Source organism: Acinetobacter calcoaceticus DSM 30006 = CIP 81.8 (genome assembly GCF_000368965.1).
GTDB lineage: Bacteria > Pseudomonadota > Gammaproteobacteria > Pseudomonadales > Moraxellaceae > Acinetobacter > Acinetobacter calcoaceticus.
The window spans coordinates 443,810-468,262 of the sequence record NZ_KB849779.1 but is presented as its reverse complement, the minus strand read 5'-3'; the positions used below and the strand labels follow the sequence as shown (position 1 = coordinate 468,262).

The following is a 24,453-nucleotide window of genomic DNA, read 5'->3' as shown; positions in this document are numbered from 1 at the left end:
ATTTGAATCAATTGTATAAGTAATCTATAAAAAAGATATATTTTTGTTGATTTTATTTTATATATGCTATGCAGAAATTGATTAATGTGTTACTGGTTGTTTACTAAATTTACTGTTAAGCTTTTATACTTAATGTATTGTTTAAAATAAAAAAAGTAATTTATTTTTTAGTGGATTTTTACCATTTATTTTATATTCTAAGCTCAAAAAATAGTTGATTCTTGTGTTCATTTTTTAATCTTTTTTGATGGATATGTTTACTTTTTAATCTTGTCTTAAGTTGATTTTTTTAACGGTTTATTTTCAATGCTCTCTAAAATGTTACTATATAACATTATTTTTAATGCATGATGTGCAAAAAGAGATCACTATAATAAGCCAATGGAATTTAATTGATTTGATCAAATTTAGTGCGATATTTTGCGTAAATTTTGTGCATTACTATTTTTGCTCATATTATTGCTTAAAAAAGACCCAAAATAGTTCATAAGTTTTAAAACAGAAAAAATAAAGAAATCTAATTAAAAGAAATGCCCATTCACAGACCATTACAAGCTCGGCTTTAAGAAATTTACGTAATTTTTATATCTCTTATTTAAGTTTAAATAGAAATTTTACATTGAGTAAATGGATACTGCTGACGTCGCTAATTTATTTCCGACAAGGTGTTTTCTTATGTTGCTCTTTTCTAATCGGATAGATGTCTTATTTTATAATATTGTTTTTTATGAATATATTTTTGTAAAAATAAAATGGAATTTTTATTGTAGAGATATTTTGATTTCAATATTAATGATATGCAACGAAGGGGAATATGGACTTGGCACAGAAATTGCTAAAGCTTAAGTAACACAATGTGTTTTATATACATAAATCGTGCATTCATTATGGGGGAGATCAAAATGATGAAATTTGCACTTAAGACCTTAGGTCTTGGTATTTTCGCAGCTGGTTCAACCATGGCTATGGCTGAAGAAGCACCATCTTTTTATGGTATCACTGCAACAGGTAGTGTAGCGGCAACTACAGACTACCGCTTCCGCGGTGTTACACAATCGTCAAATAACCCAGCTATTCAAGGTGGTTTTACTTTTTCTCATAAGTCAGGTGCCTATGTCGCGCTGTGGGGTTCAAGCGTTGACTTTAATACACCAGGTGTTTCAACTGAAACCGATATCTCTTTAGGTTATACCAATACATTAAAACTGTCTGATACGCTTGCACCAACTTATGATGTAGGTGTAATTCATTATGGCTATATTGGTTCTGACTCAAAATTTACTAACCCATACAATGGGGATACTGGTTTTGACTTTACCGAGTTCTACGGAAAATTAACTTTTGCTGATTCTTTATTTAAAGGTGATGCACTTAGTGTGGGCGTAAGCTATTCAGATGACTATTGGGGGCACTCTGATGAGTTCTGGTATTTTAACGTAGGTTATTCAGCACCAATTGCAGATACAGGCTTCACGGGACTTGCTTCAGTTGGCTATAACAAACTCAAAAATAAAGATTCTTTACTTGTAGTTGCGGGTGGACCAGGTGAAGACGATAGCTATATCGATTATAAAGTGGGTGTGAATTATAATATTTTGGGTATTGTCGCTGAGCTAGATGTTGTGGGTACAGACATTAGCACTTCTGGTATGACCGATGCTGGTAAAAAACCTTATGACACAGGTTTAGTATTTAGTTTAACTAAAACATTCTAAGTTTATGCGGTAAAAAAAGCGGGTTTATTTACCCGCTTTTTTATTAGTCTTCTATTTTAGCAAGTAACTGTTTTAATTGACTAAGCTCAACATCATTTGCTTTAATCAGAGGTTTACGTGGCGTACCCGCAGAAACCCCTTGTAGCTGCAAACCTGCTTTAATCGTTTTAGGTAAACCACCGCTTACAATAAAGCGTAGTAGGGGGAGTTGCTGGTAAAATGATTTTTGAGCCTGATTTAAATTACCATTTTTCACATGCTGAATAAGTTGTTGGGGAAGCTGACCTAATAGATTAGGCGCTGCTGTACACCAACCACTAGCTCCTGCACATAAGGCTTCTAAAGCTAGAGGATTACAGCCGTTATAAAACGGGAGTTCTCCTTTTGATAGCTCATAAATTTGATGCATACGTTGAATATCACCACTGCTTTCTTTCACCATCGTAATGTTTGGAATCTGATTAAACATACGCACGATTAACTCTGGAGACATATCAACACCGCTAGTTGCAGGGTTGTTATAAATCATAATCGGCAAAGTCGTTGCTTGTGCAATTGACTGATAATATTCAAAAATTTCTTGATCTGTTAGTTTCCAGTACGATACAGGAATGATCATCAGTGCATCTGCACCATAGCTTTGCGCGATTTGGGCCTTTTTGATAGCTTGATCCGTCGTGAGTTCAGAAATCCCAATAATGACAGGTAAACGTTTATTGATGCTTTCAATTGAAGTTTTAGCCACTAAGCACCATTCATCCCATTCAAGATAAGCGCTTTCACCTGTACTGCCCAAAGGTGCGATGGCATCACAGCCATTTTTGATAAGTAAATCGAGCATCTGCTTTAAAACAGCAATGTTAATGGTGTTGTCATTAGAAAATGGGGTGACAGGATAGCCAATAATACCGTTTAGTTTCATGGTAGAAGTCTCTTTTTAAATGCAGTCGGAATGTTTTTTCAAAGCTTTACGTGCGTAATAAGCAAAGTTCACTTTGTTACGTTTGTCGGTAGATACCCAGTCATGAGCTTCTGTTGCCAAATCGTGGGGGATAGGCTGAATTTGTCCGGCAGACATCGCTAGCAGTTGCAGTTGAGCTGCACGCTCAATTAAAAGAGCCAAGTTGCATGCTTCTTCGATGGTTTTACCTGTGACCAATTGACCATGGTGAGACAATAAAACAGCACGGTTTTTACCCAGAGCAGAAGAAATCAAAATACCTTCTTCATTACCTACAGGAACACCCGGCCAATGACCTACAAACGAGCAGTCTTCGTAGAGTGCGCAAACATCCATTTGGGAGATCATGAGTGGAATCTGTAGCATGGAGAGTGCTGCTACATGGGTAGGATGCGTGTGGATAATGCAGTTCACTTCGGGATGTTCTTTATAAATCCACGTATGAAAACGATTGGCTGGGTTTGCCATTCCTTCTTGATTGATTGGTTCTAAATCTTGATTAACCTCAAGCAAGTTTGAGGTAGTAATTTCATCAAAGCCTAAACCAAAACGTTGAGTAATAAAGGAATCTTGATTTTCACTACGACATGTAATTTGGCCCGCTAAACCAACATCATGGCCATGATCAAATAAAATACGACAAGTGAGTGCGAGCTTTTGGCGATCAGTTAAATCTGAATCGCTAATCCACTTTTGCATGTCTTGCTGTGCATGTTGCATCAGATCTTGTTTGTTTACAGAAGCAGTCTTCATCTCTTCTCCAGTCCAGTTGACCAAATTAAGTAGGTGAAGGCAGAATAGAAAACAACTGGGTGAATCAATACATCCAGTTTTTACAAGTTATATGGTCCAGATGGGGCGAATATGCTAAGACCTTGGCAAATACATTTCCGTATCGATGAAAGAGAAGAAAAAACAGTTTTTTTAAAACTGACCAACTTGATTAGTCAGGAGATTTTAAGTGGTCGCTTGGTGCAAGGGACTATGTTGCCCGGGTCTCGTAGCTTGTCAAAAGAATTGGGAATTAATAGAAAAACCGTACAAGCGGTATATGAAGAATTAGAGGCGCAAGGCTGGCTTGTGACTCGTCCTCGAAAAGGCACATTTGTGGCAGATATTTTGCCGGAAAAGCAGCTCAAAATAGAGCCTGTAAATGAGCGAAAAGTTAATGATAAGCCAACTATTCAAGAAGTTGCTTTATATCCACACAACGATGGTGTACCTGACCCAAGGCTTATTCCGTATGAGTTATTTTCAAGAGCCTATCGGCATGCATTGATTAAAATTACCCAAAACCAGTACATGGGTTATGGAAACCCCCAAGGTATGATTGAGTTAAGACAAGCCTTACAAAAAATGTTATCGATGGAACGTTTTATGAGTGTTGCCGAAGATGAGATTTGTATTGTACGTGGCAGCCAGATGGGAATTTTTCTTGCATCTCGTGCACTACCAAATCGACAGGGAGTGATTGTAGTTGAAGAGCTGTATTATCCCTCTGCTTTTAAAGCGTTTCAGTCAAATGGGTTTCAGGTCATTTCTGTCAAATTAGATGAACAAGGTATTGTCATTGAAGATCTTGAAAGGATTTTACAAGAAGACTCAGTTGCTGCGATTTATACAACTCCGCATCATCAATATCCTACAACAGTCACGATGACAATGAGTCGCCGTCTTCAACTCTTAGAGCTTTCAAAAAAATGGGGTTTTTATGTTATTGAAGATGATTATGATCATGAATTCCACTATGACAGTCGGCCTATGCCACCCTTAGCGAGTTTGCCTCATTCTGAGCTGGTCATTCATGTTGGCTCATTATCTAAGGTCTTTGCACCCGGTATTCGTTTGGGATACATCGTTGCATCTCAGACTATTATTCAATCCATTACCGAAGATATTTTATTGATCGATCGACAAGGTAATAACATTACCGAACTTGCTTTAGCGGATTTAATGCAGCGCGGTGAAATCAAACGACACATTCGTAAAATGAAAAAAATATATCAGTTACGCCGTGACCATGCCTTAACTGAATTTAGCAGAGTTTTTTCAGGTGATGTCCAGATTCAACCTCCAGCAGGCGGAATGGCTTTATGGGTGAAATTCCAGAAATCTTTTACTAAAGAGCAAGCCTTAAAATTAGACAAGCTCAACATGGATACAGAGCATAAGTTTAGACAGGATGATTCTTCTAATCGTTGTATTCGCTTTGGCTTTGCAGCTTTATCCGAGCAAGAAATCACTTCTCTAATCGAGAAGTTAAATGAGGTTCTTAATAAAAGAACAGCAGACTCATAATTCTTTGTTCTAATCTTAGGGCTGATTATCTCTGATACGACAGCGCTTTTATAAGATGAGAGCTTTGAATTACATCACTTTGAGCCAAATTGACAATGGTCCGTGCTACTCGTAAACACGGTGATCAGCTTACTCTAATTGATCTTGATACTTTTGAATCTCTGAGACAAAGCTCAGCAGAAAAGGTGTAATTTGTGATTTATATTGTTCAGTTTGCAGCATCTCAATAATTTGTTCAGGAGATTTGCTAAGAAGAGAGATCCTTAAAAATAAATCTTCAAAAAAATTGCTGCTAACAGTCGACAGTACTCTTCTTAAAGAAACCAGCATATCGTCACCGCGACTAGATGCATGAACTAGAACAATAGGTTTATCTATGATTTCAGTGCGTGAAACCATCCAGTCAATTACATTTTTGAGACCGCCTGGAATACAACGGATATATTCAGGACTTGAGATGATAATGCCATCTGAGGCAGAAACAGATTTGATAAATTCTACTACTACAGCAGGCGTTTTTTCTCCCTCATCATCTGGAGAAAAGATAGGCAAAGTATTAATTTGATCGAAAACTGAAAACTCAATACTGGACGGTGCTATATCTTTCATTGCTCGTAATAGCGCTGTATTTGTAGATGCCTCTCTTGTACTGCCAGATATAGCCAAAATTTTCATAGCACCCTCTTTGCCTTCTTATATAGGCAGTAATAAATTCTTTAATTAACAACTCATATAAATATGAAAAAACAGCGGACTCACGATCCGCTGTTTTTTCATTTGTTAACTATTTCCTCGATAGGATAATGCTTCTGTAAGGTGAGAACTTTGAATCACTTCACTTTGAGCTAAGTCGGCAATGGTACGAGCAACGCGTAAAACACGATGATAAGCGCGGGCCGATAAATTTAAACGTTGTTGAGCCATTTCAATCATTCGTTGAGAAGTACTATCAAGTACAGCATGTTGTTCTAGCTGTTTCGGCGAAAGCGCCTGATTTAAACAATTTTGTCTTTGAATCTGTTGTTCATAGGCATAAATCACACGTTGTCGAACACTACTCGAATTTTCAACAGGCGTTGGATCTTGTAGCTCTTGGGCCTTTAACGGTGGCACTTCAATATGTAAGTCGATACGGTCAAGTAATGGCCCCGATATACGGTTTTGATAGCGCCTAATACTCTCAGGTGAACACTGACAACGACTATCTTGATTAAATGCATAGCTGCATGGACATGGGTTCATCGCCGCAATCAGTTGGAAGTTAGCGGGATAAGTAATTTGCCGAGCTGCTCGTGAAATAATGATTTCTTTTGACTCAAGCGGCTGGCGTAAGACTTCTAGTACTTTTCTATCAAACTCGGGGAGCTCATCTAAAAAAAGTACTCCTAAATGCGATAATGTAATTTCACCAGGTTTAGGGTGAGAACCGCCCCCAACGAGTGCAATCGCTGATGCTGTATGATGGGGCGCTCGAAATGGTCGCTGACCAAAAGTATGTGATGTATTTGAAATAGAATAAATGCTCGCAACTTCAAGCGTTTCTTGATTAGACAGAGGCGGTAAAATTGAAGGAAGCCTTGAGGCGAGTAAAGTTTTACCTGTGCCGGGTGGTCCTTTAAAAAGTAAGGAGTGTCCCCCAGCAGCAGCAATTTCGAGTGCGCGGCGTGGACGTAGCTGACCTTTTACATCTGCAAGGTCAAATTTATAAGGCATTTGGTTTGAAGTGGCCGTAGGCTCAACCGAAGATAGAGACTTTGTGCCCAGAAAATGTTCACAGACTTCTTTTAAGTGGCTCACTGGATAACATTTAAAGTCAGGTAAGTGACTAATATCCTGACTATTATCAAGTGGTAAAAGCATTTTATGCTTGGCTTGTTGACAAGCCATTGCCAAAGTTAAAGTACCTGACACTGGCCTTACATGACCATCAAGTGCTAATTCACCAATTAATTCAAAATCTTCGGCACAGTTTTCTGGGAGCTGACCAGAGGCAATTAAAATGCCTACAGCAATCGGTAAATCTAGACGTGACCCATCTTTGGGCAAATCTGCTGGTGCAAGATTAATGGTCAGTCGTTTAGTCGGAAATTGAAATCCACTGTTAATAATCGCCGAGCGAACTCGGTCTTTACTTTCTCTTACTGCCGCTTCGGCTAGGCCTACAATGGTAAGAGAAGGTAAGCCTTGACTCACATGTACCTCTACTTCAATGAGAGGTGCATGTAAACCCAAAAGTCCCCGTGTATAAATTTTAGAAAAAGACATCTTGTTGTTCCATTATGGTGCTTCATTTTTAATCGTTGTAAAGTATAAGTGCGCTACATTGGTGCTTATTTTTTATTCTTTAAAGTTTCTTCTAATAGTTCCACTTGTTTTTGTAGCTCTGCTAAACGTTGGTTGGCCGATTGAAGTGCAGTCTTTTGGCGGTCAATCTCTTGTCTGGAAACAAGATCTAACTTTTCGACTGCTTCATTTAATAATGCACGTAAATTTTTTTCCAAATCTTTTTTAGGCTCATCAATTTGTTCCAGAATGGCCTGTAATAAAGTTTCTAGCATGAAATATCCAAAGTGTTGTATTACCTTATGGTTTACAGTTTACCACTGCTTGAAGGTGGGATATAGGTTTCAATTCTTTTAGTACAAATAGAACATTAAATCAGCATGTAAACATACTGAAAATTCATTTTATTTTTAATAGCTCATCTACATCTTGATCACTAAATAGGTTATAAAGAAAGTTCATGCAATAGATTCATTTCCCTCAACCTTTGAAATATTGGCATGAAAATTGAACATAAAACCTTACTGGTGAAAAGAAGCCGAAGGAAACAAACATGAAGCTTGTAACTGCAATTGTAAAACCGTTTAAATTGGATGATGTGCGTGAAGCGCTCTCTGACATTGGTGTACAAGGGATTACCGTAACTGAAGTTAAAGGTTTTGGTCGTCAAAAAGGACATACAGAACTCTACCGTGGCGCGGAGTATGTGGTTGATTTCTTACCTAAAGTAAAAATCGAAATTGCGATTAGTGATGAAATGGTCGACGCGGTGATTGAATCAATTACACGTGTAGCAAGCACAGGAAAAATTGGCGATGGTAAGATTTTTGTGACTAACCTGGAACAAGTAATCCGTATCCGTACGGGTGAAACTGGACCAGATGCTGTCTAATTGGCACAAAGCTTGCTGAGTAGAAAATAACTCGCAAATGAGGTTGGGGGACACGAATGAAAAAAATGCTTATGGCGCTGAGTCTATCAGGCGCTCTTTTGGGTGGTACTGCCGTTTGGGCAGAAGAAGCTGTAACAACGCCTACATCGGAAGTTGCGGCTACATCAACATCTCAAGCTACTGCAACCACTGCAGAAGCACCAGTTGCTGAAACTCCAGCAGCTCCAGCACCGACACCTACTCTTGATACGGGTGATACCTCTTGGATTTTAGTTTCAACCGCATTGGTTCTATTAATGACCATTCCGGGATTGGCACTATTCTACGGCGGTATGGTACGTAAGAAAAATGTACTCAGTACGATGATGTTCAGCCTTTCCGCTGCAATTTTAGTCAGTTTAGTGTGGGTGATTGCTGGGTATTCAATCGCGTTCTCTGGCACAGGTGCATTTTTTGGTGATTTGTCTAAAGCAATGCTAAACGGAGTCGCGTTTGATGCATTGAGTGGGACAATTCCTGAAAGTCTCTTTGTTATTTTCCAAATGACCTTTGCCATTATTACAGTTGCCATTCTAAGTGGTTCTATTGCAGACCGCATGAAGTATTCAGCTTTCATGGTATTTATTGCAATTTGGGTACTCGTTGTTTATGCACCAATTACTCACTGGGTTTGGGCGGCAGATGGTTGGTTATTTAAAGCAGGCGCATTAGATTTTGCTGGTGGTACAGTTGTACATATCAACTCAGGTGTTGCAGGTCTCGTTGCGGCTTACATGCTTGGAAAACGTATTGGTTTGGGCCGTGAATCTATGGCTCCGCATAACTTGACTCTAACTGTAGTCGGTGCAAGCTTACTTTGGGTGGGTTGGTTTGGCTTTAACGGTGGTAGTGCTTTAGGTGCTGGCGCTCGTGCAAGCATGGCAATTTTAGTGACTCAAGTTGCTGCCGCTGCTGCTGCGTTCTCTTGGTTAGTTGTTGAACGTATGATTCGCGGTAAAGCATCTGTATTAGGTGGTGCTTCTGGTGCTGTCGCTGGTTTGGTTGTGATTACGCCAGCAGCAGGTTTCGTCGGTGTAGGCGGTGCTTTAGTCATGGGCCTTATCGGTGGCGTAGTGTGCTTCTGGGGTATTACCGCACTTAAACGCTTACTTAAAGCTGATGATGCTTTGGATGCGTTTGGTTTACATGCTGTAGGTGGTATTGTCGGTGCGATTTTAACTGGCGTATTTTACAGTGATGAAATCATCAAAGCAGCCAACGTTACCTTAGCTCCAACCTTCGCTGGTCAATTATGGGTACAAGTTGAAGGCGTATTGGCAACCATGATTTACAGTGGTGTAGCGACTTTTGTAATTCTTAAAGTGATTGATCTTGTGATTGGTATCCGCGTTAATGCTGATGATGAACGCATGGGTCTGGATTTAAGCCAACACGGCGAACGTATTGAATAATTCGTAATATATCTGCTGTCTTAAAAGAACAGTCTTGCGCTGTGATCAAAGTGATGCTTTGATCTTGCTCAGGACTGTTTTTTTGTCTTATAGAATGCTGGTTCTGTAAGTGTAGAAATTTTGCTACACTAGGTCAAAGTAATCGACCCTATAAATCCGCTATGCATTGTCCATTTTGCAACGCCGCAGATAGTAAAGTCATCGATTCACGTTTAGCCGCCGAAGGCTGTCAGATTCGTCGACGTCGTGAGTGTGTAAGTTGCGGTGAACGTTTTACCACTTTTGAAAGCTATGAAGTGGTGATGCCCCGTGTGATCAAATCGAATGGAAAGAATGAACCTTTCGATGAGGCCAAGCTACGCCGTTCGTTAATGCATGCATTGCAAAAACGTCCGGTCACCCAAGAACAGATAGAAACTGTTTTAAGTGATATCCAATTGCAGATTCGCCGTTTAGGTGAACGTGACGTGAAGTCTAGAACAATTGGTGAAGTCGTCATGCAATCTCTATTTGCGCTCGACCATGTCGCTTATGTTCGATTTGCTTCTGTTTATCAAGATTTTCAGGATGTTGAAGCTTTTCGCCGTCAAATTGAGCAAATGCAGCAACGTGAACAATAATTATTTGAGATTTTTATGTCTGAGTTGAAAAAAGATCAATATTGGATGCAACAAGCTATTGAACTTGCCAAACGAGGTCTATATTCGACTAAGCCTAATCCAAATGTTGGTTGTGTCATTGTCAAAGATGATCAGTTAATCGGTGAGGGCTTCCATCCTAAAGCCGGTCAACCACACGCAGAGGTTTTTGCCTTGCGTCAGGCAGCTGAGCAGGCTCAAGGTGCAACAGCATATGTGACGCTTGAGCCATGTGCACATTATGGAAGAACTCCTCCTTGTGCCGAAGCACTGGTTAAGGCACAGGTTAAAAAGGTGGTTGTGGCATGTCCTGATCCAAACCCACTTGTTGCGGGTAAGGGTGTTCAGATTTTGAAAAATGCCGGAATTGAAGTAGAAGTTGGCATTTGTGAAGATTTGGCAGAAAAATTAAACCAAGGTTTCTTAAAAGCGATGTCTACGGGCATGCCTTATGTACGCTTAAAAGTAGCTTCAAGCCTAGATGGACGTACTGCAATGGCATCTGGTGAATCGAAGTGGATTACCGGTGCAGTTGCGCGTCAAGATGTACAGCATTGGCGTGCCATTTCAGGAGCAGTGATTACAGGGATTGATACTGTGATTGCAGATGACTGTCAGCTTAATGTACGAAGTCTGGACAGTGTTGATATTGAGACAATTGCACAGCCAAAACGGATTATTTTAGACCGTCAAGGTCGTTTGCCGCTCGCTGCTAAAATTTTAGAAAACCCTGAAACTGTGATGGTGATGGGGCCATATCGTCAAGAACTTGCTGATTTAGGCGTGATACAATTAGAAATTCAGCCTTTAAAAGTGCTGTTACAGACCCTATCTAAGCAATATCAAATTTATGATGTATTGGTAGAAGCCGGTGCAACATTATCTACTGCCTTTTTACAAGAAGGTTTGGTGGATGAGTTGATCAGTTATATTGCCCCGACATTATTGGGGAAAAGTGCAAGAGCCATGTTCAATGCAGAGTTTGAATATATGGCACAACAACTTCGTTTTACACTTCTTGATGTGACACAACTTGATCAAGATATACGCTTAAGGTTAATCCCTACGCAAGAGAAAGTATGAATCCAGAGCCTTCGGTTTATCACAAACGTCGTCATGCAGCCCGTACGACAGACGAATATCTTTTCCATCAGCTTGTTCCTTACTTGGGTAATAAGCGCCGATTGCTCCATCTAATTTTAGAAGCCCTTGAAATTACAGGGACGCTGAATAGCAAGAAAAAGAATCCTCCGATTTTTGCCGATTTCTTTGCCGGCAGTGGTGTAGTGTCTCGTTTGGCGCGTCAAAATGGTTACCGAGTGATTGCGAATGACTGGGAACCGTATAGCCATGCATTAAATCATGCGATTTTAGCTTGTATTGATGCACCTGCTTTTAAAGAGCTAGGCGGGTATCAGAAGGCAATCGATTATTTAAATCGCTTACCTGAAGTTAAAGGCTGGGTAACCCATAACCTTTGCCCACGTAATGATGATATTTATGATCCAGCTCGTGACCGTTTGTTCTTTAAACGCCGTAATGGTATGCGTATTGATGCGATTCGCCAGCAGATTGCAACATGGCAATCTCAAGGCGCAATTAATGATGTAGAGATGAGTGCTTTGCTCGCACCATTGCTCTATTCAGCAAGTTTTGTCAGTAACACCAGTGGTGTATTTAAAAGCTTCCACCAAGGGTGGGGCGGACGTACACAAACTGCATTAGAGCGAATTGAGTCATTACTTTGGTTAACACCAAGTCGTTTTTGCGAGATTGGTGATCGTAAACGTCCTGCTGCTGAAATGTGGTGTGTAGATTCACAGCATCTAGCAAATCAAATGAGTGGTTTTGAAGTAGATGTTGCCTATCTCGATCCCCCTTATAACCAACATGCATATAGTAGTAATTACCATGTTTTGAATGCATTAACTTTATGGGATCAGGTTGATTTACCTTCACCAGATACCAAAGGTTATAAGAGCGGAATTGATAGAGCTTGGCGTAAAGAGCGTCCAAGCCCATATAACTCTTCTAAATATGCGAAAGATGCGTATGAAAAACTACTTTCAACCATCAATGCCCGCTATATTCTGACCAGTTATTCAACTGATGGTAATATCGAGCCGAAAGATTTGCTTATGGCTAATCTGGAGCGGGGCAAAGTGACCTTGTTAACACAAGATGTTCCGCGCTATCGAGTAAGTAAACAGCGACAGTCTGAACGTGCACGCGTGCTTGAGTTTATTGTGATTACTGATACTCATGCCAAGTCAGGACCACCATTACGTCAGTTATTAGGCCAGCTTTACCACTTCGCCGAGCTAGGTGGTGTAGATACCTCAGGTAATAGCACACAGCTCGCACTTTGGTAAGCGCTGCAATTTAAGCAGTGTAAAAAGATTTGGAGATTCAGCCATGTTTACAGGCATTATTGAAAGTTTAGGAAAAGTTGAAAGCCTGCAAAGCGTAGGTGGTGATGTGCGTTTACGTATTCAGACTGATCTGGATATGTCAGATGTACATTTGGGTGACTCAATTGCGACCAATGGAATTTGTCTTACCGTGATTGAATGGGGCGATAATTGGTATGCAGCTGATGTTTCTCGTGAAAGTTTAAACCGAACGACTTTGGGTCACTGGAAAGTCGGGCAACGTGTCAATGTTGAAAAAGCAATGTTACCGACAACACGCTTTGGTGGACACATTGTAAGTGGTCACGTTGATGGCGTGGGCGAAATTACCGTAGTACGTGAAGATGCTCGCTCAATCTATTATGAAGTGACGGCACCCGCAGAACTTGCTAAATATTTAGCAGAAAAAGGTTCTGTGACTGTAGATGGGATTAGTTTAACGATTAACCATTTACGTGGAAATATTTTAAGCTTGAACTTAATTCCGCATACAGCAGAACGTACTAACATTGGAACGTGGCAAGTAGGTAGCAAGGTAAACCTTGAAGTCGATGTTTTGGCGCGTTATATCGAGCGTTTATTACTAGGTGATAAGGCTGCTGAACAAAAAACAGAGTCAAATATTAGTATGGCTTTTTTAGCTGAAAATGGTTTTTTAAAATAAAAAGCTAGATCGTTAAAATAAAAAAACCGGACACATGTTCCGGTTTTTTTATTTTGAAAACTTAATGCTTGGTTAGAGTAACCGAGTGTGTGCCGACCCATGGCTTGTTATGCTGAGTGCGAGTAATTGTAAAATCACGGGTTTCAGACTCACGTGTAAGTAAGATAGATAAAGAGTTAAAGTCGTTATGACTCATATAAAATTCTTGTGCTGAAAACGTCCATTGCTCACCCTGATTTAGCTGTTCAACTTGCTTTGAAATCTGATGCAGAATGTCCATCTCTTATCCTCATTAATTATCTTGAATAGTTACTTTTCATTCTTATAATTAATTGATCTATAAGAATAATCTATATGTCTATTCTGTGACATATACGTGTCACTTTTATGACAAAACAAATATTTAAAGGTTTACTTTTCTATTTTTTCATCAGAAAACTTAGAATTCTTTAAAATGTATTCAATTTCTTCTTGAGCTGCCGAATGTAACTTGGCTCGGAAAGCCGTTACAGACTGTTCAATTAAGCTTTCAGCTTCAAGTTCTAAACGAATGCGTAAACTTTCAAGCTCAGATAAGATTTGATCATCGGTAATACTAAGTTTTACGCCAGATGAATAATTAATTGCAGGTGTTTCAGGATTTTTCTGATAACGCGCAGTTTGCTCTGCAACCTCTTGTTCTAAATGACTACGTAATATGTGTAATGTTTCAGTCTGTTCATTAAACTTGCGAATTTCGTCTGCTTGCAACTCCGCAGCATAAGCAGCTTCTGATGCACGTTTGTCAGCAAGTGCTTTTTCTAAAGCAAGTTGACGACGAATACGTGCCTGCTCAATGAGCTCTGCTTTGAGGTCTGCGTAGGCTTGTTCAATTTTTTGCTGTGATTCTAACTGCGCTTTTTCGTCATTTAAAACCCAAAGCTGAATAGGGGTTTGGGGTTCGAGGAGATCGCAAATACGAGCCAGATCCTGTTGATAGGTATGACGGACAGCTTCAGGCGCATTTAACCATCTTTTTTTAAAATCTTGCCCGACATTTAATGCCACCATGGTTCTCCTTGATCAACAGTATTTACATTTTAGCGCGTTATAATTTAAAGGTCCGCGGTTCTATACCCAAACGGCGATACATTTTAAATTTTTCTCGACCAATTTGCTTGGCTGTTTCATTATTTTCAACAATTTCTATAATGTGGCTAAAATGATCAACTTGATCAAGTGCATGATTGTTAAAATTAAATACTAACAAGCCTTGTTCAAGTGGTTGTTTAGCCGAAATACATACAGCAGCATCAGTCTGGTCAACACCATGCGCAATGAAACTGACAGGATCAAAATCCCATAATCTTTCATCAAGCATCTGTTGTAGTTGCACATCTGGGCAATACCACCAGATTTTAGGATGCTTCTGTAAAATTTTTCGGCATAAACGGCAAGCACTATCGACTTGCCGTTCTTCACTGGTTTCAAACAGATAAAAACTAACTTTAGCCATTCGTATTTACACGATTTGCTAAAAATTGCATGAGGAGTGGTACTGGACGACCTGTTGCACCTTTAGCTGGACCAGATAACCATGCTGTTCCTGCTACATCTAAATGAGCCCAACGATACTCACGTGTAAAGCGTTCAAGGAAACATGCAGCCGTAATCGCGCCGCCGTATGGACCACCGATATTCGCAATATCTGCAAATGGTGAGTCAAGTAACTCTTGATAATCATCAATTACGGGCATACGCCATACACGGTCAAAAGATTGTTCGCCCGCTTGTTGGAGCTCGGCTGCCAAAGCATCATCTGGTGAGAACAAACCACTGAGTACTTTGCCTAAAGCGACTACACACGCACCTGTTAAAGTCGCAATATCAACCACTACTGCTGGATTGAAGCGTTTGATATAGGTCAATGTGTCACACAGCACCAAACGGCCTTCAGCATCTGTATTTAAAATTTCAACAGTTTGACCGCTCATGGTGGTCACAATGTCGCCTGGACGGGTTGCTTTGCCAGAAGGCATATTTTCTGCTGCTGCAATTGCACCTACCACATGAATAGGAAGTTTTGCTTCACAGAGCGAACGCATTGTACCGAGTACAGAGGCTGCACCACACATATCAAATTTCATTTCATCCATGCCAAGGCCTGGTTTTAAAGAAATGCCACCTGTATCAAAAGTTACGCCTTTACCAACAAGAACTACCGGAGCTTGATCAATCTGTGCTTGATATTCAAGAGTTACAATACGGCCCGGACGTTCAGATCCTTTGCTTACTGCAAGAAAAGCATACATGCCTAAATCAGCCATTTGTTGCTCATTTAAAACAGTGACTTTAAGTAGGTCAGGGAATTCTGCCGCTAAAGCTAGAGCCTGTTCTGCCAAATATTCTGGGAAACAAATATTACCCGGACGGTTGCCAAGGTCGCGTGCATAAGACTGACCAGACTGTACCGCATGTACTAAAGCCAGTTGTTTTTCATCTAGGCTAGTCGTTGAACTAATTAAATCAACCTGTTGTAACACAAATTCATTTTTTTTCGATTTAAACTCATCATAACCATAAGCTGCTTGAGTTAAGCTTAATGCAAATAAATAATGGTGCTCGACAGGTAACGCAGCAATATCAATTGCGATATGCTTAAATTTATTTTGTGTCGATTTGATAATAGTTTGAGCCAGTTTAGCTAACTTAACTGTCTGAAGTTCGGCTGTTTTTCCTAAGCCAAGTAATTGGCTGTGAGGCTGATTTGAAATCTGACCAAATAAAGGCAGAGTTTCATTGAAGTTGCCTTTAAATTGGGTAGCAGTAAGAACACTTTCTAGGTTATTGATTTGATATGTGTTGATGTTGCTTTGTAGCTGTTCTGAATCAACTAAAACCCACAAAGATTCATTAGATGTCTGTTCGGGAAAAGTTGTATAAGTTGTAAATTTCATGGCTGTCGTGATTGCCTATAGAAAGTTATGATGAATTAAAACATTGAAACACTTTCAAGCATAGCGTTGCAATGTGCGGTTTTATATTTTTAACATTCGGGTAAACTAGCAGTCGTCCCGATTAGCCTTTTGGAAGTATTACTTTGATTATTCGGCGTTATCTCGTCAAGCAAGTTGTCTCTACCTCATTGGTGGTCATTTCCTTATTGACCTTAATCATGATGGGTGGTCGTCTGATCAAATACTTTGGTGTGGCGGCACAGGGACGTTTAGATGCCGGTATTTTGTTTAGTATCATTGGATACCGTTTACCTGAATTCTTAACACTCATTTTACCACTAGGTTTTTTTATTGGCTTAATGTTGGTATTTGGTCGTTTATATGTTGACCATGAAATGGCTGTATTGAATGGTAGTGGTGTGAGTCGCCATCAATTAGCGCGCTTACTCATTCCTATAACACTGGTTTATATGGTTTGTCAGTCTGTGCTTATGCTTTGGATGACACCGTGGGGACTTCGTGAGTTTGAAAAATTAACAACTACCCAAGCGGTTCGCACGGGCTTCGATTTAGTTCGTCCAAGAGAGTTTATTTCATCTGGACCATATACGATTTATGCGGGTTCACTGTCAGAAGATCGAAAAAATCTAAAAGATATTTTCTTTTATCAACGTGCAGCCAAAGCAGATAAGCCAGATGTCATGATTTTGGCAAAAGAAGCGACTCGTGTAGAGGTTGCAAATGATACAGCCAATGTAGTTGATCTGGTGCAAGGCCGCCGTTATGAAATATTCCCGGGACAACCAAAATATACACAAGCAGAGTTTCAGTCTTATCGTCTACGCTTAGAAAACGATAAAGACGTTAAGTTTGAGAGTGGGGATGTAGAAGCTTTATCAACGACTAAACTTTTTTCAAAAACAAATGATCCAGTGGTAAGAAGTGAGTTGGGATGGCGTTTATTTGGCCCATTTACCATTATTATTGCTTTAATGCTTTCTGTGGCATTGTCTGAGGTGAGTCCAAGACAAGGTCGTTATTACCGTCTTATTCCGGCGATTTTTATTTTTTCCAGTCTGATCGTATTAATGATTGCAATCAAGACTCGTATTAGTAAAGAAGAACTCGATATTTGGGCTTATCCTGCCGTGTTGGTTGTTTATGGCATTGCAGCCGCCTTATTTTCACGTAAACAAAAGTTGGCACCAAAAATCAAGAAACAGATCAAGCGAGTGAAATTATAATGTTAGCACGTCGAATAGTCGCCAAATATGTGACGAAAACCACTGCGCTTGCAATGTTTGGCACCACAGTTGTTTTGTCGATTTTACAGGTCTTATTTACGTACCTTGGCGAGTTGGGTGAACTCAAACCAGACTATAACGCATGGCAAGCTCTCATCTATGTGTTATGGGGGGCGCCTCGTTATCTATATGAAATTTTGCCTATTTCTGCCTTGATCGGTGCTGTGATTGGTCTAGGGTCATTGGCGACGAGTAGTGAACTTATCGTCATGCGCTCCGCCGGTATTAGCTTATGGCGTATTGTCGGTTGGGTTATGCGCTCAGCTTTACTGCTTATTATTTTGTCTTTTGCCTTAAGTGAATGGGTTATCCCTTATACGAATGAAAAAGCACAGAGTGTTAAAAGCCACCGTTCTGTAGCTGCTTTAGGCGAAGTCAAAGGTTATTGGTCACGTGAAGGGCAGCGATTTATCTATATCGACTATGCTAACTCTCAGGGCAATTTAAAAGATATTCAAGTGGTCGACTTTGACCAGAACTATTACTTGCAATCATTGATTAATGCTCAGCAAGGACAGTTTGTAAAAAATGGTCAATGGGCTTTGAAGAAAGCAGAACAAATGGATATTTTGGCGGCAGGAAATGCCATCAAAACTGACCATGATGAACAATCGCTTGCTTTAGCATTACAGCCTAAATATGTGCACATGGTGACTTTAGATCCTGAGGATTTATCGCCAAGCCAACTGATTAGCTTCATGCGTTATATGGATGAATATAGTCAGGTACCAAAGACTTACCAATTGGCTTTCTGGCAAAAAGTTGCTTCGCCATTTTCGTTGATCGCTCTGGTTCTAGTGGCGTGTTCATTTATTTTTGGACCATTACGCCAACAATCGATGGGTTTCCGTTTGGTGATCGCATTGTTTATTGGCTTGAGTTTCTATTATTTGCAGGATTTCTTGGGCTATGCCAGCTTGGTTTATTCCCCATCTCCAGCTTGGTTTGTACTTGTACCTATCTTATTAATGTTTGGTGCCGGAAGTTATTTGCTTTACCGCGCTCGCTAGTAATAATTGAAATTTATGGTTTTCATTAATCGTAGATATTGGTGAAAGCCATAGGAAAAAATAGAGTCTTGACCGAAAATTCGGTAAGATATTGTGACGAAATTGTAGACAAAAGAGAAATAGATTATGACGGATGCAACTGCTGGCAAGATCCCTCACGTTCTGGTCATTATGGATGGTGTTGGTCACCGTGAAGCGATTGAAGATAATGCTTTTCTTGCAGCAAAAACACCGAATTTGGCGGCAATGACAGCAAAGCATCCAAATAGTCTAATTTCTGGTTCTGGTGAAGATGTTGGTTTGCCTGATGGACAAATGGGTAACTCTGAAGTCGGCCATATGAATCTTGGTGCTGGTCGTGTTTTGTATCAAGACTTTACCCGTATTACTAAAGATATTCGTACTGGTGATTTTTTTAAACATGAAGTGTTAATTGACGCTGTTGAAAAAGCCAAAGCTGCTAGTGGTGCTGTTCATATTATGGGATTACTCTCAGACGGTGGCGTTCATTCACATGAAGACCATATTGTGGCGATGTGTGAGCTTGCATTAAAGCGTGGTGCAAAAGTTTATTTACATGCTTTCCTTGATGGCCGTGATACACCTCCACGCAGTGCTCAGTCGTCTTTAGAAAAATTAGATGCATTATTCGCTCAATATCCAGACCAAGGCCGTATCGCGACCATGATTGGCCGCTACTTTGCAATGGACCGCGATAACCGTTGGGATCGTGTTGAGCAAGCTTATCGCTTGTTGACTGAAGGTGAGGCACTTCGTACTGCGCAAACAGCAGTAGAAGGCTTAGAGTTAGCTTATGCAGCCAATGAAAACGATGAGTTTGTAAAAGCGACTCGTATTGGTGATGTTGCTAAAGTACAAGACGGCGATAGCGTTGTATTTATGAATTTCCGTGCTGACCGAGCTCGTGAAATTACTCGTGCATTTGTAGAAAAAGACTTTGCAGGTTTTGAGCGTAAAGTTGTACCAAACCTTTCTAAATTTGTCATGCTAACCCGTTATCAGGCTAGCATTGATGCGCCAGTTGCATACATGCCAGAAGCATTAAAAAATTCATTGGGTGAATATTTATCTTCTCTTGGAAAGACTCAGTTACGTATTGCCGAAACTGAAAAATATGCTCATGTAACGTTCTTCTTTAGTGGCGGGCGTGAAGATGAATATCCGGGCGAAAAGCGTATTTTGATTCCATCTCCAAACGTTGCAACGTATGACCTTAAGCCTGAAATGAGTGCTTATGAAGTAACTGATGAATTGGTTAAAGCCATTAATTCTGGCGAATACGATTTATTGGTTGTGAACTATGCCAATGGTGATATGGTAGGTCATACAGGTATTTTTGATGCTGCAGTTAAAGCAGTTGAAGCAGTCGATCTTTGTCTTGGGCGTGTCTATGAAGCGGTAATGGCAAAGAAAGGCCATATGTTGATTACTGCTGACCATGGTAACGTTGAACAAATGCAAGACTATGAAAGTGGTCAAGTTCACACTCAACATACAACGGAACTTGTACCGTTTATCTATGTTGGCCCAACACAAGCAACAATTGCAGAAGGTGGTGTGCTTGCCGATGTAGCACCTACGATTCTCAATTTAATGCAGATTCCTGTTCCTGCTGAAATGCAAGGGCGTAATCTGATTACATTATCTGCATAAGCCAAAGGTGATTGGATGCTGCAACACATTAAATATAAAAAACTTATTGTAAGTATGTTGCTGTGTTGCAGCCAATTTGCTTTTGCAGCGCCAGTTGTAAAAGAGAAATTGTCACCTCTGCATTCGGATTCGGAAGAACCGGAACATAGTTATGCAGAGGTACCGATTGAGTCGATTCAACAGTTTGTTCAAATCTATGGAATCGTTCGAGATAATTACGTTGACGTGAAGTCCGACGATGCCTTATTTCAACAAGCTATTAAAGGGTTAGTGAGTGGGCTAGATCGTTACTCACGTTATTTGTCGGCAGAAGAATATCGTCAATTGATTCAATATACCGAAGGTGACCTTGCCTCGGTTGATTTTGCTTTAAGCCCTGAATTGCATGTCCATAAATGGATGATTCGTGATCTTAAAACTGGCTCAGACTCATACAAATTAGGTTTGAGAAATGGTCAAGCGATTCTCAAGATTGATAATCAAGACTTAAAAAATTTAAACCAAGATCAGGTGCTTGGGCTGCTTTATGGCTCTATCGGAAGTACGCTTCAAGTACAAGCAGAAGATTTAAATGGAAACATCAACTTAGTTCGTAATAAAAAAATAGAAACCGATATAGAACCTGTAATGCTACATAATCAGGTTTTGGTACTAAAAATTAGAGTATTCCAGCAAGACACGGCAAATGAAATTAAACGGTTAATTGAAGAAAATAGTTCACCACGTTTAAAAGCCGTTTTAATCGATTTACGAAACAATCCGGGTGGATTGTTATCGGCAGCAGTCGAGTCGGCAGATTTATTTCTAAATAGTGGGATTATCGTCTCAACTAAAAGCCGTTCGGAAGGTAATCAGCAATTTCAGGCTTTGCCCGGCAATGAATTTCAGAATATAAAATTAGGTATATTAATTAATCATCGTTCTGCATCGGCAGCCGAGGTTTTTACCGCGGCCATGAAAGAACACCAGCGTGCTTGGGTAATCGGTGAAAAAAGTTATGGGAAAGGCGTAGTGCAGAAACTGTTTCCTTTGCCAAGTGGTGCGGCACTACAAATGACAGTCTCACACTATTACACGCCAAATGGAAATATGATTGAAGGGCAAGGTATTCAGCCTAATCAGACCTATCCTTTGCCCCCAGAAATGAAAGAAGACGTATATTTAGATCGTGTTGCAGACTTATTTCTAAAGAAAAAATAGTCTTTTATACTTCCTCTCCTAATTCGGTATCTAAGCCAAACTTTTTCAGTCTATAGCGTAAAGAGCGGAAGGTCATTCCTAGCTTTTTAGCTGCTAAGGTGCGGTTCCAATGTGTCATGTCCAACGCGTTCAGTAGAATATCTTTTTCAATATTTTCTAAGTAGCGTTCTAAGCCTTCCATTGGTAATTTTGGCCGATTCTGAGTAATCGCAGTTGATGTGTCATTCACTGGTTTAGTGGTGATTTGCGAGTTAACGCTACTGCCTCTGAGAGGAGGTGCTAAGTGTGTTAAATCAATACATTCATCATCACTTAAGGTAATGGCTCGTTCAATCATATTTCTTAATTCACGAACATTACCTGGAAAATCTTGCTGCAATAAATAAGTTTCAGCAGTAGTAGTTAATTGTTTGCTTGGAATTTCCCATTCCATACAAACCTTTTGAATAAAATGATTGGCTAATAACAAAATATCTCCACCGCGCTCACGCAGTGGCGGCAACATGATATCCATAACATGAATACGGAAAAATAAGTCCTGACGGAATTTACCTTGTCGAACTAATAAATCTAAATCTTGGTGGCTGGCGCTGATCACCCGAAAATCAACATCGATTTCCTGATCTGAACCTACTGGGCGAATTTTTTTCTCTTGTACTGCCCGAAGTAATTTAACTTGCATACTTAAAGGCAATTCGGCAATTTCATCTAAAAATAAGCTGCCGCCATGAGCGGATAAAATAAGGCCTTGTTTGTCTTGGGTAGCTCCAGTAAAACTGCCTTTTTTATGTCCAAAAAGTTCACTTTCCATGAGCTCAGTTGGGATTGCTCCACAGTTAATCGCAATAAATGGGCCTTCGCTGCGGTTACTCAAACGGTGAATAAGATTAGCAACAACTTCTTTACCTGTACCGGATTCCCCCGTAACAAACACAGGAGCTTGGGAACGAGCTATTTTTTTTATAGCAATACGTAGGTTTTGTATGGGCGGAGAACGTCCAATTAATAGGTCATTTTCCAACGTTGTTTCACCGAACTCATGCTCTGGTTTTGGCTGATTTAGCGCTTTTTTTAATAACTGATCTAAATGAATTTGGTTAATAGGTTTACTTACAAAATCAAAAGCTCCCGCTTTTAATGCTGCAATTGCAATATCCATATTGCCGTACGCAGTTAGAACTGCAATTGGTGTGTGAGAATAAGTTTGAGAAACATGTTTAACTAATTCTAAACCGCTACCGTCGGGTAGGTTTAAATCGGTTAAGCATGCATCGTAATGAAACTGAGTAAAGAGTTGTTTGGCCTGTTCAACCCGATAAGCAAGATGTGTTTTAATCCCCATTCGCGCAAGAGTCATTTGCATTAAAAGGCACAAATCTTCTTCATCGTCTACAAGCAAAACTAGTGGTTGCTGTTCTGCCATTTCCCCAAAAACCTAATAAAAAAATCAATATATTATTGGGCATTCCATTCGGAAGCATGCCCCTTGTTTTTGCTCTACATACGTGAGCTTTGCATGGTTTGCCTCACAAAAACTATGAGACAAATATAATCCTAAACCAGTTCCATTAATTTCGGTACTAAAAAATGGTTTAAATAATTGAGATATATCACGTTTTGAAACACCTTCGCCGTAATCGATCACATCAATATAAATTTTATTTGTTTGTGAGTGAATGTTGATCAGAACATGGGGTGAATCGGGGGCATTATGTCGTAAAGCATTCCTGACAAGGTTAATCAGCACTTGTCTTAGTTGTTTCTCGTCAAATAATAATTTTAAGGATGAATCAGAGATTTTAAGCTGTATAGAATGTTTAACATCCGATAGATCTTCGTCTAATAACGTCTTTATGAAGTCGTTTAATTCAATCTGGATTGGATGAGTTCTTTCGCTGCTGGCAAGTCCTAAGGTGTCTTGAACAATACTATCGATGCGTTTTGTTTGCTTGCCAATCATACGGCGTAAAGTGTTTTGCTGCTCTAAATCACTATCTTTAAGTAATTCATTTGCTTGAACAATTGCTGCCAGAGGATTACGGATTTCATGTGCAATACTGGCTGAAAGTTGCCCTAAAGCAGCAAGTTTGAGTTGTTGAGCTTGCTGATTAATGTGTTGTGCATCTTGTAAAATGAGCAGCGTCAATGCTTGTTGCGGCACCACAAGATGCTGCACTTTAATGTTAATAGAGTAAGCCGACAGCCGAGACTCAAAAATAAATCGATCACCTTCTTGTAGGTTATCAAACTTAAGAATTTCAAATAAATCGGGGTGCCATTTCGCTAAAGGATATTTTTCACTGGCAAATTGTGGCGGAATGCCTAACAGAGAGCAGGCAGCCGGATTACTTAGAACTATGTCATAGTTTTCATCTAGAACAAGATAGCCTTCTTCAATTTGTTCCAGAATATAGCGGTTAATATTTTGTAGTTGATAGAGTTCTATTGATTGGTGGAAAGTTAGCGTCTCAAGTAATTTAAAGCGCTGAACAGCAATTTGCCCGATGCCATGCACCACAAAAAATAAGAAGGCTAATAAGGCACTATTACCAATTGTATTTAGATTATTGTAGTCAAATAAACTACCGACAAAGCGTTGGTAAATAATGGCAATGACCGCAAGTAATGTAATGAGTAAAGACATTCTTGCGCTGAGTAAAATTGCCGAGGTGAATATAGTAATAACATACAGCAAGCTGAGTTGTAGATTTGGTTCACCTACAGAAAATGTAAGTAAACTCAGGCAGATAACATCAACTACAAAAAATAAAATAAGCTGCTTTGTTGCCTGAGTTGCAACAAACTTAAAACACAAAAGCTGAAGAAGGCTTAATATGGAATAGCCAAGCAGTGTGTAAGAATATAAAGCGGGTTGTTGTAGACTATTGTCTATTTGAGCATCGGTTAAAACCAAAATAATATTGAGGCTAACCGCAATAATAAGACGATATAAACCATACCACGTGCCCAAACGAAAAATCGTATTGGACAACGATGAGTTTAAGGGAAATTGCAT

23 protein-coding genes and 1 pseudogene are annotated in these 24,453 nt (G+C 39.8%); 12 read left to right on the top strand and 12 right to left on the bottom strand.

Annotation, left to right across the window (positions count from 1 at the left end):
* The first annotated feature begins 902 nt into the window (after positions 1–902).
* On the top strand, positions 903–1,715 hold the full coding sequence (locus F936_RS04600; RefSeq protein ID WP_003654402.1) for a TorF family putative porin: 813 nt from the start codon (positions 903–905) through the stop codon (positions 1,713–1,715).
* Positions 1,716–1,758: 43 nt separating this feature from the next.
* Here F936_RS04600 and F936_RS04595 read toward each other — a convergent pair whose 3' ends face one another.
* Both F936_RS04595 and F936_RS04590 read right to left on the bottom strand, forming a co-directional pair.
* Entirely contained in the window at positions 1,759–2,637 is an 879-nt protein-coding gene (locus tag F936_RS04595; RefSeq protein ID WP_005045246.1) for a dihydrodipicolinate synthase family protein, read from the bottom strand.
* 15 nt (positions 2,638–2,652) lie between these two features.
* On the bottom strand, positions 2,653–3,429 hold the full coding sequence (locus F936_RS04590; RefSeq protein WP_005045244.1) for an aldolase: 777 nt from the start codon (positions 3,427–3,429) through the stop codon (positions 2,653–2,655).
* Positions 3,430–3,540: 111 nt separating this feature from the next.
* On the opposite strand from F936_RS04590, the gene pdxR reads away from it, so the two are divergent.
* Entirely contained in the window at positions 3,541–4,974 is a 1,434-nt protein-coding gene (gene pdxR / locus F936_RS04585) for a MocR-like pyridoxine biosynthesis transcription factor PdxR (protein WP_005045242.1), read from the top strand.
* 25 nt (positions 4,975–4,999) lie between these two features.
* Here pdxR and F936_RS19165 read toward each other — a convergent pair.
* The 4 genes and pseudogenes from F936_RS19165 to F936_RS04570 all read right to left on the bottom strand — a co-directional run.
* A pseudogene (locus F936_RS19165) lies at positions 5,000–5,089 on the bottom strand (magnesium chelatase subunit ChlI family protein); the annotation flags it as partial.
* Between the two features lie 14 nt (positions 5,090–5,103).
* The gene (locus tag F936_RS04580) at positions 5,104–5,649 is read right to left on the bottom strand and encodes an NADPH-dependent FMN reductase (RefSeq protein ID WP_005045241.1); all 546 of its coding nucleotides are present in this window, start codon (positions 5,647–5,649) and stop codon (positions 5,104–5,106) included.
* Between the two features lie 105 nt (positions 5,650–5,754).
* A complete protein-coding gene (locus F936_RS04575) occupies positions 5,755–7,239 on the bottom strand; it encodes a YifB family Mg chelatase-like AAA ATPase (RefSeq protein ID WP_005045239.1) in 1,485 nt (494 codons plus the stop codon).
* 65 nt (positions 7,240–7,304) lie between these two features.
* A complete protein-coding gene (locus F936_RS04570) occupies positions 7,305–7,532 on the bottom strand; it encodes an accessory factor UbiK family protein (protein WP_003654412.1) in 228 nt (75 codons plus the stop codon).
* Positions 7,533–7,810: 278 nt separating this feature from the next.
* On the opposite strand from F936_RS04570, the gene glnK reads away from it, so the two are divergent.
* From glnK to F936_RS04540, 6 genes are all read left to right on the top strand, one after another.
* Positions 7,811–8,149, top strand: coding sequence for a P-II family nitrogen regulator (gene glnK, locus F936_RS04565; protein WP_000780326.1), 339 nt, complete (start codon positions 7,811–7,813; stop codon positions 8,147–8,149).
* 56 nt (positions 8,150–8,205) lie between these two features.
* Positions 8,206–9,600 carry an ammonium transporter gene (locus tag F936_RS04560; protein ID WP_005045237.1) on the top strand — a complete coding sequence of 465 codons (1,395 nt, stop codon included), beginning with the start codon at positions 8,206–8,208 and terminating at the stop codon, positions 9,598–9,600.
* 161 nt (positions 9,601–9,761) lie between these two features.
* Positions 9,762–10,220: a transcriptional regulator NrdR gene (nrdR, locus tag F936_RS04555; protein ID WP_003654416.1), complete on the top strand. Its 459-nt coding sequence runs from the start codon at positions 9,762–9,764 to the stop codon at positions 10,218–10,220.
* 15 nt (positions 10,221–10,235) lie between these two features.
* A complete protein-coding gene (gene ribD, locus F936_RS04550; RefSeq protein WP_005045235.1) occupies positions 10,236–11,321 on the top strand; it encodes a bifunctional diaminohydroxyphosphoribosylaminopyrimidine deaminase/5-amino-6-(5-phosphoribosylamino)uracil reductase RibD in 1,086 nt (361 codons plus the stop codon).
* A complete protein-coding gene (locus tag F936_RS04545; protein ID WP_003654420.1) occupies positions 11,318–12,610 on the top strand; it encodes a DNA adenine methylase in 1,293 nt (430 codons plus the stop codon). Before ribD ends, F936_RS04545 begins: the two co-directional genes overlap by 4 nt.
* A 43-nt stretch (positions 12,611–12,653) precedes the next feature.
* Positions 12,654–13,313, top strand: a complete 660-nt coding sequence (locus F936_RS04540; RefSeq protein ID WP_005037345.1) for a riboflavin synthase — start codon at positions 12,654–12,656, stop codon at positions 13,311–13,313.
* A 61-nt stretch (positions 13,314–13,374) separates the two neighbouring features.
* On the opposite strand, the gene F936_RS04535 is transcribed toward F936_RS04540, so the two are convergent.
* The 4 genes from F936_RS04535 to F936_RS04520 form a co-directional block, all read right to left on the bottom strand.
* Positions 13,375–13,593 (bottom strand): hypothetical protein, encoded by a 219-nt coding sequence (locus F936_RS04535; RefSeq protein WP_003654423.1) that lies wholly within the window; start codon positions 13,591–13,593, stop codon positions 13,375–13,377.
* A 131-nt stretch (positions 13,594–13,724) separates the two neighbouring features.
* On the bottom strand, positions 13,725–14,363 hold the full coding sequence (gene blhA, locus F936_RS04530) for a cell division protein BlhA (RefSeq protein ID WP_005045232.1): 639 nt from the start codon (positions 14,361–14,363) through the stop codon (positions 13,725–13,727).
* A gap of 37 nt (positions 14,364–14,400) precedes the next feature.
* Positions 14,401–14,808 (bottom strand): DNA polymerase III subunit chi, encoded by a 408-nt coding sequence (locus tag F936_RS04525; RefSeq protein WP_004640645.1) that lies wholly within the window; start codon positions 14,806–14,808, stop codon positions 14,401–14,403.
* Positions 14,801–16,249: a leucyl aminopeptidase gene (locus tag F936_RS04520; RefSeq protein WP_004640647.1), complete on the bottom strand. Its 1,449-nt coding sequence runs from the start codon at positions 16,247–16,249 to the stop codon at positions 14,801–14,803. The genes F936_RS04525 and F936_RS04520 overlap by 8 nt, the downstream gene beginning before the upstream one ends.
* A 143-nt stretch (positions 16,250–16,392) precedes the next feature.
* On the opposite strand from F936_RS04520, the gene lptF reads away from it, so the two are divergent.
* From lptF to F936_RS04500, 4 genes are all read left to right on the top strand, one after another.
* Positions 16,393–17,493 carry an LPS export ABC transporter permease LptF gene (gene lptF / locus F936_RS04515; RefSeq protein ID WP_003654430.1) on the top strand — a complete coding sequence of 367 codons (1,101 nt, stop codon included), beginning with the start codon at positions 16,393–16,395 and terminating at the stop codon, positions 17,491–17,493.
* A complete protein-coding gene (gene lptG / locus F936_RS04510) occupies positions 17,493–18,563 on the top strand; it encodes an LPS export ABC transporter permease LptG (protein WP_003654431.1) in 1,071 nt (356 codons plus the stop codon). The genes lptF and lptG overlap by 1 nt, the downstream gene beginning before the upstream one ends.
* Positions 18,564–18,689: 126 nt before the next feature.
* Positions 18,690–20,237, top strand: a complete 1,548-nt coding sequence (gpmI, locus tag F936_RS04505; RefSeq protein WP_005045230.1) for a 2,3-bisphosphoglycerate-independent phosphoglycerate mutase — start codon at positions 18,690–18,692, stop codon at positions 20,235–20,237.
* Between the two features lie 15 nt (positions 20,238–20,252).
* Positions 20,253–21,437, top strand: a complete 1,185-nt coding sequence (locus tag F936_RS04500; RefSeq protein WP_004640654.1) for a S41 family peptidase — start codon at positions 20,253–20,255, stop codon at positions 21,435–21,437.
* 4 nt (positions 21,438–21,441) lie between these two features.
* Here the strand turns inward: F936_RS04500 and F936_RS04495 are convergent, their stop codons facing one another.
* Both F936_RS04495 and F936_RS04490 read right to left on the bottom strand, forming a co-directional pair.
* The gene (locus tag F936_RS04495) at positions 21,442–22,860 is read right to left on the bottom strand and encodes a sigma-54-dependent transcriptional regulator (RefSeq protein WP_004640656.1); all 1,419 of its coding nucleotides are present in this window, start codon (positions 22,858–22,860) and stop codon (positions 21,442–21,444) included.
* A 24-nt stretch (positions 22,861–22,884) separates the two neighbouring features.
* Entirely contained in the window at positions 22,885–24,453 is a 1,569-nt protein-coding gene (locus F936_RS04490; RefSeq protein WP_005045227.1) for a sensor histidine kinase, read from the bottom strand.

What these genes read in the sequence shown, in the direction of transcription:
- F936_RS04600 (WP_003654402.1), top strand. Translation starts at nt 903, where the DNA reads ATGATGAAATTTGCACTTAAGACCTTAGGTCTTGGTATTTTCGCAGCT.
- F936_RS04595 (WP_005045246.1), bottom strand. Translation starts at nt 2,637, where the DNA reads ATGAAACTAAACGGTATTATTGGCTATCCTGTCACCCCATTTTCTAAT.
- F936_RS04590 (WP_005045244.1), bottom strand. Translation starts at nt 3,429, where the DNA reads ATGAAGACTGCTTCTGTAAACAAACAAGATCTGATGCAACATGCACAG.
- pdxR (WP_005045242.1), top strand. Translation starts at nt 3,541, where the DNA reads ATGCTAAGACCTTGGCAAATACATTTCCGTATCGATGAAAGAGAAGAA.
- F936_RS04580 (WP_005045241.1), bottom strand. Translation starts at nt 5,649, where the DNA reads ATGAAAATTTTGGCTATATCTGGCAGTACAAGAGAGGCATCTACAAAT.
- F936_RS04575 (WP_005045239.1), bottom strand. Translation starts at nt 7,239, where the DNA reads ATGTCTTTTTCTAAAATTTATACACGGGGACTTTTGGGTTTACATGCA.
- F936_RS04570 (WP_003654412.1), bottom strand. Translation starts at nt 7,532, where the DNA reads ATGCTAGAAACTTTATTACAGGCCATTCTGGAACAAATTGATGAGCCT.
- glnK (WP_000780326.1), top strand. Translation starts at nt 7,811, where the DNA reads ATGAAGCTTGTAACTGCAATTGTAAAACCGTTTAAATTGGATGATGTG.
- F936_RS04560 (WP_005045237.1), top strand. Translation starts at nt 8,206, where the DNA reads ATGAAAAAAATGCTTATGGCGCTGAGTCTATCAGGCGCTCTTTTGGGT.
- nrdR (WP_003654416.1), top strand. Translation starts at nt 9,762, where the DNA reads ATGCATTGTCCATTTTGCAACGCCGCAGATAGTAAAGTCATCGATTCA.
- ribD (WP_005045235.1), top strand. Translation starts at nt 10,236, where the DNA reads ATGTCTGAGTTGAAAAAAGATCAATATTGGATGCAACAAGCTATTGAA.
- F936_RS04545 (WP_003654420.1), top strand. Translation starts at nt 11,318, where the DNA reads ATGAATCCAGAGCCTTCGGTTTATCACAAACGTCGTCATGCAGCCCGT.
- F936_RS04540 (WP_005037345.1), top strand. Translation starts at nt 12,654, where the DNA reads ATGTTTACAGGCATTATTGAAAGTTTAGGAAAAGTTGAAAGCCTGCAA.
- F936_RS04535 (WP_003654423.1), bottom strand. Translation starts at nt 13,593, where the DNA reads ATGGACATTCTGCATCAGATTTCAAAGCAAGTTGAACAGCTAAATCAG.
- blhA (WP_005045232.1), bottom strand. Translation starts at nt 14,363, where the DNA reads ATGGTGGCATTAAATGTCGGGCAAGATTTTAAAAAAAGATGGTTAAAT.
- F936_RS04525 (WP_004640645.1), bottom strand. Translation starts at nt 14,808, where the DNA reads ATGGCTAAAGTTAGTTTTTATCTGTTTGAAACCAGTGAAGAACGGCAA.
- F936_RS04520 (WP_004640647.1), bottom strand. Translation starts at nt 16,249, where the DNA reads ATGAAATTTACAACTTATACAACTTTTCCCGAACAGACATCTAATGAA.
- lptG (WP_003654431.1), top strand. Translation starts at nt 17,493, where the DNA reads ATGTTAGCACGTCGAATAGTCGCCAAATATGTGACGAAAACCACTGCG.
- gpmI (WP_005045230.1), top strand. Translation starts at nt 18,690, where the DNA reads ATGACGGATGCAACTGCTGGCAAGATCCCTCACGTTCTGGTCATTATG.
- F936_RS04500 (WP_004640654.1), top strand. Translation starts at nt 20,253, where the DNA reads ATGCTGCAACACATTAAATATAAAAAACTTATTGTAAGTATGTTGCTG.
- F936_RS04495 (WP_004640656.1), bottom strand. Translation starts at nt 22,860, where the DNA reads ATGGCAGAACAGCAACCACTAGTTTTGCTTGTAGACGATGAAGAAGAT.
- F936_RS04490 (WP_005045227.1), bottom strand. Translation starts at nt 24,453, where the DNA reads ATGCAATTTCCCTTAAACTCATCGTTGTCCAATACGATTTTTCGTTTG.